Below are 12,291 nucleotides of genomic sequence, written 5' to 3' on the forward strand. Positions count from 1 at the left end.
AACGAGCACCGTCCAACGGCGAACGGCCCCCCGGGGAATGGTGACAGATCAACGGCGGGGACGCGGCGCGGCCCCGACCCGGCCCCGGCCCGGAATCGCCCACTCTACCGGGCCGGGAATCCGGAGGTCAGTGCTCGGTTGCAGAGGTGACGAGTTCGGTGAGAACGCCGTGGCAGTCCTTGGGGTGCAGGAAGGTGATACGGGAGCCCATGGAACCGATACGCGGCTCGTCGTACAGGACACGTACGCCCTTGTCCCGGATGGACTGCGCATCCCCGTCCACGTCCGCCGTGCCGAAGGCGATGTGGTGGACGCCCTCGCCGTTCTTGGCCAGCCACTTCCCCACGGCCGAGTCCTCGCGGGTGGGCTCCAGGAGCTGGAGGTAGGAGGCGCCGCCGTCGGACGTCTCATTGATCTTGAGCATGGCTTCGCGTACGCCCTGCTCCTCGTTGACCTCGGTGTGGAAGACCTCGAAGCCGTAGGTGGCCCGGTAGAACTCCACTGTCTTGTCGAGGTCGAAACAGGCAATCCCGATGTGGTCGATTCGCGTCAGCATGGTTCCAGTGCAGCGCCCCGGGCAGTGGTTACGCAACGTGCGCGCGATCACACCAGCTGCCCGGTGACCCAGGACAGTACTGCTCAGTACATTGAGGTAAACCCTCGTTCACTCCTCAGCTGCGGCTGAAAGGGGATCGCGTCACATGTCTGGAACGACCGGTACCACGTCAGTGATTGTTGCGGGCGCCCGTACGCCCATGGGCCGCCTGCTCGGCTCGCTCAAGTCCTTCTCCGGTGCCGATCTCGGCGGCTTCGCCATCAAGGCGGCGCTGGACCGGGCCGGCATCGGCGGTGATCAGGTGCAGTACGTGATCATGGGCCAGGTGCTGCAGGCCGGGGCGGGGCAGATCCCGGCGCGCCAGGCCGCGGTCAAGGGCGGCATCCCGATGAGTGTCCCCGCGCTCACCATCAACAAAGTCTGTCTCTCCGGTCTCGACGCCATCGCGCTGGCCGACCAGCTGATCCGCGCCGGCGAGTTCGACGTGATCGTCGCCGGCGGCCAGGAGTCCATGACCAACGCTCCGCACCTGCTGCCGAAGTCGCGCGAGGGCTACAAGTACGGCGCGATCGAGATGCTCGACTCGATGGCGTACGACGGTCTGACCGACTCCTTCGAGAACGTCGCCATGGGCGAGTCCACGGAGAAGCACAACACCCGGCTCGGCATCGCCCGTCCCGAGCAGGACGAGATCGCGGCGCTCTCGCACCAGCGGGCCGCTGCCGCACAGAAGAACGGCATCTTCGAGGCGGAGATCACCCCCGTCGAGATCCCGCAGCGCAAGGGCGAGCCGGTGGTCTTCGCCAAGGACGAGGGCATCCGCGCCGAGACGACGGTGGAGTCGCTGGGCAGGCTGCGCCCCGCGTTCGCCAAGGACGGCACGATCACGGCCGGTACGTCCTCGCAGATCTCCGACGGCGCCGCGGCGGTCGTGGTGATGAGCAAGGCCAAGGCCGAGGAGCTGGGCCTGGAGTGGATCGCGGAGATCGGCGCGCACGGAAACGTGGCAGGACCCGACAACTCGCTCCAGTCGCAGCCGTCCAACGCGATCCAGCAGGCCCTGCGCAAGGAAGGCCTCGGCGTCGAGGACCTCGACCTCGTCGAGATCAACGAGGCGTTCGCCGCGGTCGCCGTGCAGTCAATGAAGGACCTCGGGGTATCCCCGGAAAAGGTGAATGTCAACGGCGGTGCGATTGCCCTCGGTCACCCGATCGGCATGTCCGGCGCGCGGGTGGTCCTGCACCTGGCGCTGGAGCTGAAGCGCCGGGGCGGCGGCGTCGGTGCGGCGGCGCTGTGCGGCGGCGGCGGTCAGGGCGACGCGCTGATCGTTCGCCTGGCCGGCAAGTAAGGAGCAGGCACATGGTGGACGTCCCCCAACTGGTCGCCCAGGCGCGCGAGGGCAGGCCCCGGGCCGTGGCCCGGCTGATCTCTCTGGTGGAGGGGGCGTCCCCGCAGCTGCGGGAGGTCATGGCGGCGCTGGCGCCGCTGACGGGCGGCGCGTACGTGGTGGGCCTGACGGGCTCGCCCGGCGTCGGCAAATCCACCTCCACCTCGGCGCTGGTGTCCGCGTACCGGAAGACCGGTAAGCGGGTCGGCGTCCTGGCTGTCGACCCGTCCTCGCCCTTTTCGGGCGGGGCGCTGCTCGGAGACCGGGTCCGGATGTCGGACCACGCCTCCGATCCGGGCGTCTACATCCGCTCCATGGCCACCCGCGGCCATCTGGGCGGTCTTGCCTGGTCCGCACCGCAGGCGATCCGCGTCCTGGACGCGGCAGGCTGCGACGTGATCCTGGTCGAGACGGTGGGCGTCGGGCAGTCGGAGGTGGAGATCGCCTCGCAGGCGGACACCTCGGTGGTGCTGCTGGCGCCCGGGATGGGCGACGGCATCCAGGCGGCGAAGGCGGGCATCCTCGAGATCGGCGATGTGTATGTCGTCAACAAGGCGGACCGGGACGGCGCGGACGCGACGGCCCGCGAGCTGAACCACATGCTCGGCCTGGGCGAGGCCCGCGGGCCGGGCGACTGGCGACCGCCGATCGTGAAGACGGTCGCGGCGCGGGGCGAGGGCATCGACGAGGTCGTCGAGGCGCTGGAGAAGCACCGCGCGTGGATGGAGGAGCACGGCGTCCTCGCGGAGCGCCGCGCCCGCCGCGCGGCCGGCGAGGTGGAGACCATCGCGGTGACGGCCCTGCGGGAACGCATCGGCGACCTGCACGGTGACCGCCGTCTGGGCGCGCTGGCGGAACGGATCGTGGCGGGGGAGCTGGACCCGTACACGGCGGCGGACGAACTGGTGGCGGGCATCACACAGGCGTAGCGGGGCGTACGGCGGTGGCCTCCCGGCACGGCGGAGTTGCTCCGCCGTGCCGGGAGGCCGCCCCGCGTGCTCCGTGGCCGGCCCGCAGTCCCTGGTCCAGGTCCTGGACCTGGTCCTCGGCCCCGGCGTGCCCGTCGCCTCGCCGGGGCGCCGAACGCGCGAGAGCGCCCCGGGCGGGCCCGCACGTCGCGGTCCCGGCCGTGGGCGCCCTGCTCGCCCGCCTGGCGTGGTGGGCGGCTCAGTCGTCGGAGCCGTCGTTGTCGTCCGCGTCGTCACGGCGGTCGTCCGCGCTGTCGTCGTCCTGGGCGGCCGCCGTCACCTTGCCGGTCCTGGCGTCGACCGTCAGCTCCCGCTCGCCACCGTTCTCGACGTGGACCTCGACCTCCCAGGCGTCGTCGTCGAAGTCGACCGACGTGACCGTCCCGGGGTGTGCGGCGAGTGCCGCCGCCGCGGCCTGCCGGGCATCGACGCCGGCACCGCGCACGGCCGCTCGGTCGTCATCGCGGTCGTCATCCCGGTCATCGCGATCGCCGCCGCTGTCCCCGCTGCGTACGGCCCCGGTCTTCGCGTCGACCTTCAGCTCGTGCTCGCGGTTGTCCTTGCCGACGACATCGACCTCCCAGTACGCCGCCCCGTCGTCGTCGAGGTCGACCGACTCCACGGTGCCGGGGGTCTGCTTCAGCGCGGCGGCCACAGCCTGGGCCGCGGTCGGTCCGGCCGGCTGCTTCCCGGACCGCTCGTCGTCGTCCGGCGTGCCCGCCGCCGCCACGGGTGCGGACGGGGCCGTCCGCGGGCCGTCGTCGTTGCCCGTCACGGCGGCGGCGGTGTACGTTCCGCCGCCCACCAGGACGGCCGCGGCCAGGGTGGCGATGCCAAGGTTGCGCTTCATGAGGGTTCCTCCCGAGTCGTTCGATCGCGACGGGAACCAATCTGGCGCGGGGATCCTGAAGCCGGCCTGAAGCCACCTGAAGTGATCTTCAGCTTCGGTTTGCGACCCTGAGCGCATGCGTTTGTTGATCGTGGAGGATGAGAAGCGGCTCGCCCTGTCCCTCGCCAGGGGACTGGAGGCCGAGGGCTATGCCGTGGACGTGGTCCATGACGGCCTGGAGGGACTGCACCGGGCAGGCGAGGGCTCGTACGACCTGGTCGTCCTCGACATCATGCTGCCCGGCATGAACGGCTACCGGGTCTGCGGGGCGCTGCGCGCGGCCGGCCACGACGTCCCGATCCTGATGCTGACCGCCAAGGACGGCGAGTACGACGAGGCCGAGGGCCTCGACACCGGCGCCGACGACTATCTGACCAAGCCCTTCTCGTACGTCGTCCTGGTGGCACGGATCAAGGCGCTGCTGCGCCGCCGCGGCCGCTCCGGCGGCTCGCCGGTACTCGTCGTCGGCGGGCTCCGTGTGGACACCGCCGCCCGCCGTGTCTTCCGCGGTGAGGACGAAGTCGCCCTCACCGCCAAGGAGTTCGCCGTCCTGGAGCAACTGGCGATGCGCTCCGGCGAGGTGGTCAGCAAGCCGGAGATCCTCGAGCACGTCTGGGACTTCGCCTACGACGGCGACCCCAACATCATCGAGGTCTACATCAGCGCCCTGCGCCGCAAGCTCGGCGCGGACCGGATCCAGACCCTGCGCGGCGCGGGCTACCGGCTGGTGGCGGCGTCATGAGATCCGTACGGGCTCGGGCCGCGTTCGGCGCCACCCTCGTCGTCGCCGTCGCCCTGATCGCCGCCGGGCTCTCCGTACTTCTCGTACTGCGCTCGAACCTCATCGGCCAGGCGGATCTCCAGGCCGAGGTCACGGCCCAGGACGTGGCCTCGCGGTTCGCCCTCGCCAGGCCGGGCGACCGACTGGACCTGCCCGACAGCGACGACGACCGCCCGGTCCAGGTCGTCGGCGAGGACGGCCGGGTGCTTGCCGCGAGCGAGGGGCTGGAGGCGGTCTCCGGGACCGGGAGCGCGCAGGTGAAGCCCCAGGCACAGACCCCGGCCGCGGGTGCGGGATCGACGGGGCCGGGGGCCGAGGACGACGACGACAGTGACGCCGACGACGACACCGCCGCCGATCCGGCGCGCGGCGAGGTCTCGGGCGACGAGCCGCGGTTCAGCTCCGGCCGCGCCACCGTGGACGGTGACCGCGCCGACTACCGCTTCGCCGCGGTCGAGGCGACCAACGAGGCCGAGCAGACCGTCACGGTCTACGCGGGCGCGCCCCTGACCACCGAGCAGGACGCGGTCGGCACGGTGCGTGACGCGATGCTCGTCGGCTTCCCGCTGCTGCTTGTGGTGGTCGGCTCGGTGACCTGGCTGGTGACCCGGCGGGCCCTGAAGCCTGTGGAGGGCATCAGGGGCGAGATGGCGGCCATCACCGCCTCCGAGGATCTCTCCAGGCGCGTCCCCGAGCCGGATTCACGCGACGAGGTGGCGAGGCTGGCCCGTACGACGAACGAGACGCTGGCCGCGCTCGAAGCCTCCGTGGAGCGCCAGCGGCGCTTTGTCGCGGACGCCTCGCACGAACTGCGCAGCCCCATCGCCTCGCTGCGCACCCAGCTCGAAGTCGGCGCGGCCCACCCGGAGTTGCTGGATGTGCCGGGCGCGGTCGCGGACACCGTACGGTTGCAGCAGCTCGCCGCGGATCTGCTGCTGCTGGCTCGTCTGGATGCGGGGGAGCAGCCGGGGCAGTCCCTGCTCGACCTCGCCGCGCTGGCCCGCGAGGAGACCTCCCAGAGGGCCGGTGACCGCATCCCGGTGACGGTCACCGCCACCGACGGGCTGGAGGTGACGGGATCGCGCGGGCAGTTGGCGCGGGTGCTCGGCAATCTGCTGGACAACGCCCAGCGTCATGCGCGTACTTCGGTCACCGCGTCCGTCCGCAGGGAAGGCGACCGCGTCGTACTGGCGGTCGGGGACGACGGTTCGGGCGTGCCGGAAGCCGAACGCGAGCGGATCTTCGAGCGGTTCGTCCGCCTCGACGAGTCCCGCGCCAGGGACGACGGCGGCGCGGGACTCGGCCTCGCGATCGCCCGCGATGTGGCTCATCGCCACGGCGGCACGCTCACGGTCGGCCGGTCCCCGGCCGGCGGGGCGCTGTTCGAACTCGCCCTGCCCGCCGCCTGAAAGTACCGGCCGCCGCTGCGCGTTGCCGCGACGCCCTTGCGGCCTTCGCCGGTGCCTTCGCCGCGCCGCTGTGCCCTTCCTTCGCCGCTACATCCTTGCCGCTACACCTTGCCGCGTCGCCCGCGCAGATGCTCGGCGACCGGTGAGAGTGACTCGCGTAGATCCGCGAGGGCCTCCGGTGAGAGCATGTCGATGAAGTGCTTGCGCACGGACGCGACATGGTGCGGCGCGACCTTCTGCATGGTCTCAATGCCCTGTTCGGTCAGGACCGCGTACAACCCTCGCCGGTCCGACTCGCAGTTCTCCCGGCGGACCAGTCCCGCGTTCTCCATGCGGGTGATCTGATGGGAGAGCCGGCTCTTGGACTGCAGCGTCGACGCGGCGAGGTCGCTCATCCGCATCCGCCTGTCCGCCGACTCGGAGAGGTTGACCAGGATCTCGTAGTCGTTGTTGGTCAGGCCGAACGGCTGGAGGTCCTTCTCCATCTGGTACGTCAACAGCCGGTTGACATCCAGATATGTGCGCCAGGCGCACTGCTCGTCATCGGTCAGCCAGCGGGTGGCCGTCTCGGTCTCCATATATGGATTCTACCTAAGAAGTTGAAAGACGGACGAAGTGGATGGGTGCGATGAGTGTGACGCCCGGCGCCCGGCGTGCGACAAATGGTGCCCTCGCGCAAAGGTGCAGACGTTCGACGTCACACTCCGCAGACTACCGCTCACAGGCCGAAGCGGCGCTGGAGGTCCCCCAGTTGACCGGGGAGGCGGGGTGCGGACCCGTGTTGACCTGGGGCTTGCCCCCCACCGTGCCCGCCGGGAACCCCCGCGTCATGCGGCACGGCACCGGTCGCCTGCTCGGCCATCAGCGCCTCGGTCGACTGGAGCAGCACGGTGCCGGCCCCGACGAACTCGAACTGGTGCTCCTCGCCCGAGGCCCCGCCGATCCCTGTCATGGCCCGCAGCCCGCCCATCACGCCCGTCATATAGCCGTGGTCGTAGTGGTGGCAGGGCGAGGGGCAGTCGGCCCACCCGACCAGCGCCTGCGGATCCACCCGGATCGGCGGCTCCATGAAGACCACGGGACCGTTGGACGCGGCCACGAACTTCCCCGTACCGATCAGCGTCAGAAAGCCGGGCACGATCGACTGCTTCAGCGCCAGCGTCGGCTGGTACGCCAGCAGGTTCCCGGAGCGGATCGTGAGGTTGCCGTTCTCCAGGTCGTAGGAGTTCACATCGAAGGCGCGGTCGGCGAGCAGCATCTTGCCGCTGCCCTCCGCCACCACCCAGTCGCTCGCGTGCAGCGGCGAGTGGAAGGAGGTCCGCATCAGCCGGTCGAGCCGGCCGTGGCCGATGCCGTTGAAGTCGATCTGCCCGTAATAGGCGATCATCTTCCCCTTCTGCAGGAACCACTGGCTGGATTTCAGCTCCACGCAGAAGGTGTACGGATTGACGTTGTCGTCGCTCGGCAGTGACATCGGGTCGTGGATCACGGGCGTGCTCACAGCTTCTCCTCCGACGCCTGGACGTACACCGCACCACTGCCGCTGAGCTCCAGCTGGAAGGCCTCGCCCGAGCCGCGCCCCACCATGTCGCGCCAGCCGAGCGCGGTGGAGAGCTTGTTGCGTACGTCGCCGTGGTGGGCGACATACGCCTGCGGGTCCACATGGACCGCCCGGCCCGGAGTGATCGGCAGCTCGATCACTCCGCCGTGCGCCATCACCGCGACGGCGCCCTGGCCCTTGAGCGTGGTCGTGAACAGGCCCTGGCCCGTCACCTGTCCGCGCACCATGCCCATGACCCCGCCCTGCGAGCCCATGAACATCGTGCCCTGCTGCAGCGTGCCGTCGAAGGCGAGCAGCCGGTCGGCCTCGACGTACAGGGTCTCGCCGGTGAGGTTGATGAGCTGGATGTGGTGGCCGCCGTGGCCGAACATCACCGTGCCGCTGCCCTCCACCGCCATCAGCGGCGTCGCCTCGCCCGCCACGCGGCGGCCGATCATCGACGCCAGGCCGCCCTGACCGCCCTGCATGTTCGGCGTGAAAGAGACGTCGCCCTTGTACGCGAGCATCGCGCCGCGCTGGCTGAACATCTTCTGGCCGGGGAGGACCGTCGCCTCGACCATCCTTGAATTGATCTCACGGAACGGCATCAGACCTCGCCCCCGACGGTGTTCCGCTCGCTCGGCTGGACGTACACCAGGCCGTCGCCCTCGAAGCGGATCTGGAAGGCCTCGCCCGAGCCCTCGCCCATGAGGGTCCGGAAGTTCACCCCGGACTGGAAACTCTGCTGGAGATTGCCCTGGTGGGCGACGTACGCGCCGGGGTCGACGGAGAGCGGGTACTGGGGTGTCACCCGCAGCACCACGGCCTGGCCGTCCGACATGATCGCCGCCTGGCCGGTGCCTTCGACGGTGGTGGTGAACAGACCGTTGCCGGTCGCCCCGCCGCGCAGCCCGGTGAAGCTCGTGCCGGTGCGCAGTCCCGCGTCCGTGCACAGCAGGTTGCTCGACTCGACATAGAGCTTGTCGCCGTGCAGGTTCACCAGGTTGATCTCGGAGGCGCGATCGGCGAAGTAGCAGGTGCCCTGCCCCTTCACCTCCATCATCACCATCTGCTCGCCGGTGAGGCGGCGGGTGACCATCCCGCGGATGCCCTCACCGCCGCCGGACATCTTCTTGAAGGCCATCTGGCCGTCGTAGGCGACCATCGAGCCGTTCTTCGCTTTGACGGCGTCGCCGGTCATATCGACGGCGAGCACCTTGCTGCCTTGGAGTCGGAACATTGCCACGGAGCGACGTTATCCGGTGATTCCGGGTGCGAACAGTGGCCCGGAGGAGGATCTGGACCCTGAGAAAGCGAAGGCGGAGCCGTACTGCCACAATGGGCCGACGCTTGTGCATGCGTTCACAAGATCAACGCCCCCTCCCACCGAAGGTGACTTTCGTGGACATCAAGACCGCCTCGTCCCTCCACCGCCTCCGTCTGGTCTCCGCGCCGGAGGCCGTGTCCTTCCTCCTGCTGCTCGTCTGCTCGGTACTCAAGCGCACGACGGAGTTCAACGCGGTCCCGGTGATGGGCGCGGTCCACGGCGTGCTCTTCATCCTGTACGTGCTCTTCTGGCTGGACGCCTGGAACCGCACCAAGTGGAACGCGAAGACCGCGGCCCTCTACTTCGTCCTCTCCGTCCTCCCCTTCGGCGGCTTCTTCGCGGAGCGCAAGCTCAAGCGCGAGGCCGAGGACGCCGTCATCGCCTCCCGCGCCCGCCGTGAGCCCAAGGTCAGCGCATGATCGTCGCCTTCTCCGTCACTCCGCTGGGCGTCGGGGAGGACGTCGGCGAATACGTCGCCGACGCCGTCCGCGTGGTCCGCGCATCCGGACTGCCCCATCGCACGGACGCGATGTTCACCTCGATCGAGGGCGAGTGGGACGAGGTGATGGACGTCGTCAAACGCGCCGTCGCGGCGGTCGAGGCCCGCGCCCCGCGCGTCTCCGTCGTCCTCAAGGCCGACATCCGGCCCGGCGTCAGCGATGGTCTCAGCTCCAAGGTGGCGACCGTGGAACGGCATCTCTCCGTCTGAGCCCGGCCCGGGCCCGGCCGGTCACATGGCCGGTCACTCGGCCGGCCGCCCGGCCGGTCACTCGGCTTCGGGTTGCGATGCCAGCGCGATCCCCAGGGGTGTCCGTTCGTACAGCACCTGGTGACCGTAGCGGCGCGAGGTCAGCAGCCCCGCGCCGCGCAGCACCGACAGATGCGCCGATACGGACGAGGGCGCGAGGCCGAGGACGTGCGCGAGCGCGGTGGTCCCGGCCGGCTCGTCGAGCGCGCACAGGACGTCCGCGCGCACCCGGCCGAGCAGCCGGGCCAGCGCGTCGGGCGTACGGTCCGCGGCCTCCGTCCACAGTCCGCCGATGCCGCGCGCCGGGTAGATCACGGCCGGCTGCCAGGGCGGCTCGAAGCCGCTGACCACATGGGGCCAGGAGAAGACGCTCGGCATCAGCACAAGACCCTGACCGCCGAGCACGCGGACGTGGTCACCGTTCGTCCCGACGATCGTGAGCGTGGAGTCCTGCCAGCCGAGCTGCGGGCTCAACTCGCCGACCAGCCGCTCGAATCCGGCCTCGGCGAGCCGCCGCGAGTGGTACGCGACGTCGGCCTCGAGCAGTGCCCGCAGCCGGGGCCACTCGGGCTCGATCAGCGCGCGCCAGGCCTGCTCGAGCAGCCCGGCCAACTCCCGTACGGCCCGCGCCGGATCACCGAGCATGGCCCGTCCGGCGGCACTGTCCAGTCCGCCCGGCCTGTCGGCGAGGGCGAGGGCCATGTCCTCCCGTGCGGTCTCGAGCGGGGTGGCACGCACGCCTGCGATCTCCTCCTCGAAGGAGGCGATGGGTCCGAGGGGCGGAGGGCAGAGGAAGTCGGGGTTGTGCCCGTTCTGCGGCATCAGCAGCCACAGCGGGCGCAGATCGATCCCGTCGGCGGCGTCCCGTATCCGCCGCAGCCAGGGCAGGTGATATCCGTGCCGTTCGGGCCGGTCGAGGGTGCGTACGGCTTCCTGGGTCTCCCACAGGGGGGAGACGGCGAACCGGCAGCGGAGGAGGTCGCTCTCGCCGAAGTGCAGATGGAACGGCATGCGGTGAGCCCTCCTCGGGAGATTCGGATCCAGCCGAAAGTCTAGGGAGCGGGCTGGGGCGACGGCACGCTGATCGCCATGCCGAACGAGGAGTTGAGGGGCGGGCCCGCGGGCGCGCCCGGAGAAAGGGCGGCCGCGGACGGTCGCGTCGTGGAACCCGGCACGGACTGCGCGGCCGCCCGGCAGGAAGGGCCGGGTCGGTCTGCCCCCGGCGGGGAGGCGCCGCTGGGGATGGGGGGCGCCGACGCGGATGGGCGGGCGTCGGGCGAGCGCGTCCCGGCCGGTCGTGCGGGGAAGCCGGCGGCCGAAGGGGGTGGCGTGGGGAAGCCGGCGGCCGAAGGTGGTCGTGCGGGGAAGCCGGCGGCCGAAGGTGGCCGTGCCGGGCGGCTCGCGGGCGAAGGGGGGCGGGCGGGGTATCGGGGCGTGTTTGCCGTGCGGGAGTTCCGGGCCGTGTTCGCTGCCCATCTGCTCTCCCTGCTCGGGGTCGTCGTCAGCGAGATCGCGCTCACGTTCCTCGTCTACGACCTCACCGGATCGCCCCTCCTCAGCGCGCTCACCTTCGCGCTCGGGTTTCTGCCGTACCTCCTCGGCGGAACGCTCTTCGCCGGTGTCGCCGACCGCTACCCGGCCCGGCGGGTGCTCGTCGTCTGTGATCTCGTCTGTGCCGCCTGCGTCGCCGTCATGGTGCTGCCCGGGACCCCCGTCGGCGGGCTGCTCGCGCTGCGCTGTGCCGTCGCCGCCGTGGCGCCCGTCTTCACCGGGACCCGGATGGCAGCGCTCACCGACATCCTCGGTGAGGGTGACCTCTACGTACTGGGCCGCTCACTGCTCCGCATCGTGTCGCAGAGCGCACTGCTCGCCGGGTTCGGGGCGGGCGGCGTCCTGCTCGCCGTCGTCTCCCCGCGCGGGGCCATCAGCATCACCGCGGTGACTTTCCTCGCGTCCGCCGCACTGCTGCGCTTCGGCACCCGCGACCGGCCCGCCCGCGCGGGCGGGGGCGGCGCGCTCCTGAAGGATTCGCTCGCCGGGGCCCGGCTGCTCCTCGGCGACCGGCGGATCCGTGCGCTGATGCTGCTCTTCTGGCTGCCGACGATGTTCGTCGTGGCCCCGGAAGCGCTCGCCGCCCCGTACGCCGACGAGATCGGCATCGGACCCGCCGCCCTCGGGCTGCTGATGTGCGCGATGCCGGTCGGCCACATCTCCGCCGAGCTGTACGTCGGTTCCGTACTGAGCCCTCGCTCCCGCTCCCGCATCGTGCTGCCGGTGGCGGCCGTGGGGCTGCTGCCCCTGGTGATCTACGCGGGCACACCGGGCATGGCCTGGGCGCTGTTCGCCCTCGCCCTCGCCGGGGCGGGTGCCGCGTACGTCATCGGCCTCGACCAGTGGTTCGTCGATGCCGTCCCGGACGAGTTGCGCGGGCGGGCGATGACCCTGCTCACCGCGGGCCTGATGACGATCCAGGGCGTGGGCATGGCGCTCGCCGGTCTAGCCGCGGAGTTCCTGCCGGTGCACCAGGTCGTCGCGGGCTCGGGAGCCGTCGGCACCGTATGCACGCTCGCGCTCGTCGTCGAGGTCAGGAGGTCCGGCGGTCAGGAGGTCCGGCGGTCGGAAGGGCTTGCGGTCCTGCGGTCCTGAGATCCGGCGGTCCTGAGATCCGGCGGTCCTGAGATCCGGC

General features: G+C 70.9%; 14 protein-coding genes. 7 read left to right on the top strand and 7 right to left on the bottom strand.

Annotated features, from left to right (window positions below):
• Positions 1-127: 127 nt before the first annotated feature.
• Positions 128-556 carry a methylmalonyl-CoA epimerase gene (mce, locus tag OG883_RS05850; protein WP_266535898.1) on the bottom strand — a complete coding sequence of 143 codons (429 nt, stop codon included), beginning with the start codon at positions 554-556 and terminating at the stop codon, positions 128-130.
• A gap of 145 nt (positions 557-701) precedes the next feature.
• Here mce and OG883_RS05855 point away from each other — a divergent pair, with 145 nt between their 5' ends.
• Both OG883_RS05855 and meaB read left to right on the top strand, forming a co-directional pair.
• Positions 702-1,904 carry an acetyl-CoA C-acetyltransferase gene (locus OG883_RS05855; protein ID WP_266535901.1) on the top strand — a complete coding sequence of 401 codons (1,203 nt, stop codon included), beginning with the start codon at positions 702-704 and terminating at the stop codon, positions 1,902-1,904.
• Between the two features lie 11 nt (positions 1,905-1,915).
• Entirely contained in the window at positions 1,916-2,872 is a 957-nt protein-coding gene (gene meaB, locus OG883_RS05860; RefSeq protein WP_266535904.1) for a methylmalonyl Co-A mutase-associated GTPase MeaB, read from the top strand.
• Positions 2,873-3,110: 238 nt separating this feature from the next.
• On the opposite strand, the gene OG883_RS05865 is transcribed toward meaB, so the two are convergent.
• Complete coding sequence (locus OG883_RS05865; protein WP_266535909.1) at positions 3,111-3,761, bottom strand: PepSY domain-containing protein; 651 nt, start codon at positions 3,759-3,761, stop codon at positions 3,111-3,113.
• 115 nt (positions 3,762-3,876) lie between these two features.
• On the opposite strand from OG883_RS05865, the gene OG883_RS05870 reads away from it, so the two are divergent.
• Together OG883_RS05870 and OG883_RS05875 are read left to right on the top strand one after the other, a co-directional pair.
• The gene (locus OG883_RS05870) at positions 3,877-4,542 is read left to right on the top strand and encodes a response regulator transcription factor (protein WP_266535911.1); all 666 of its coding nucleotides are present in this window, start codon (positions 3,877-3,879) and stop codon (positions 4,540-4,542) included.
• The gene (locus OG883_RS05875) at positions 4,539-5,990 is read left to right on the top strand and encodes a HAMP domain-containing sensor histidine kinase (RefSeq protein ID WP_266535914.1); all 1,452 of its coding nucleotides are present in this window, start codon (positions 4,539-4,541) and stop codon (positions 5,988-5,990) included. The genes OG883_RS05870 and OG883_RS05875 overlap by 4 nt, the downstream gene beginning before the upstream one ends.
• A gap of 101 nt (positions 5,991-6,091) precedes the next feature.
• On the opposite strand, the gene OG883_RS05880 is transcribed toward OG883_RS05875, so the two are convergent.
• The 4 genes from OG883_RS05880 to OG883_RS05895 form a co-directional block, all read right to left on the bottom strand.
• Complete coding sequence (locus OG883_RS05880) at positions 6,092-6,568, bottom strand: MarR family winged helix-turn-helix transcriptional regulator (RefSeq protein ID WP_266535918.1); 477 nt, start codon at positions 6,566-6,568, stop codon at positions 6,092-6,094.
• Between the two features lie 140 nt (positions 6,569-6,708).
• Positions 6,709-7,491: an AIM24 family protein gene (locus OG883_RS05885; RefSeq protein ID WP_266535920.1), complete on the bottom strand. Its 783-nt coding sequence runs from the start codon at positions 7,489-7,491 to the stop codon at positions 6,709-6,711.
• Entirely contained in the window at positions 7,488-8,138 is a 651-nt protein-coding gene (locus OG883_RS05890; protein ID WP_266535923.1) for an AIM24 family protein, read from the bottom strand. Before OG883_RS05890 ends, OG883_RS05885 begins: the two co-directional genes overlap by 4 nt.
• The gene (locus OG883_RS05895) at positions 8,138-8,770 is read right to left on the bottom strand and encodes an AIM24 family protein (protein ID WP_266541267.1); all 633 of its coding nucleotides are present in this window, start codon (positions 8,768-8,770) and stop codon (positions 8,138-8,140) included. The genes OG883_RS05890 and OG883_RS05895 overlap by 1 nt, the downstream gene beginning before the upstream one ends.
• Positions 8,771-8,931: 161 nt before the next feature.
• Between OG883_RS05895 and OG883_RS05900 the strand changes: the two genes are divergently transcribed.
• A complete protein-coding gene (locus OG883_RS05900) occupies positions 8,932-9,276 on the top strand; it encodes a DUF3817 domain-containing protein (RefSeq protein ID WP_266535926.1) in 345 nt (114 codons plus the stop codon).
• Positions 9,273-9,566, top strand: a complete 294-nt coding sequence (locus tag OG883_RS05905; protein WP_266535928.1) for an MTH1187 family thiamine-binding protein — start codon at positions 9,273-9,275, stop codon at positions 9,564-9,566. The genes OG883_RS05900 and OG883_RS05905 overlap by 4 nt, the downstream gene beginning before the upstream one ends.
• A gap of 57 nt (positions 9,567-9,623) precedes the next feature.
• Here OG883_RS05905 and OG883_RS05910 read toward each other — a convergent pair whose 3' ends face one another.
• The gene (locus OG883_RS05910) at positions 9,624-10,616 is read right to left on the bottom strand and encodes a DUF5937 family protein (protein WP_266535931.1); all 993 of its coding nucleotides are present in this window, start codon (positions 10,614-10,616) and stop codon (positions 9,624-9,626) included.
• Positions 10,617-10,847: 231 nt separating this feature from the next.
• On the opposite strand from OG883_RS05910, the gene OG883_RS05915 reads away from it, so the two are divergent.
• Positions 10,848-12,251, top strand: coding sequence for an MFS transporter (locus tag OG883_RS05915; protein ID WP_266541270.1), 1,404 nt, complete (start codon positions 10,848-10,850; stop codon positions 12,249-12,251).
• Positions 12,252-12,291 lie beyond the last annotated feature (40 nt).

It is taken from the genome of Streptomyces sp. NBC_01142 (assembly GCF_026341125.1).
Classification (GTDB): domain Bacteria; phylum Actinomycetota; class Actinomycetes; order Streptomycetales; family Streptomycetaceae; genus Streptomyces.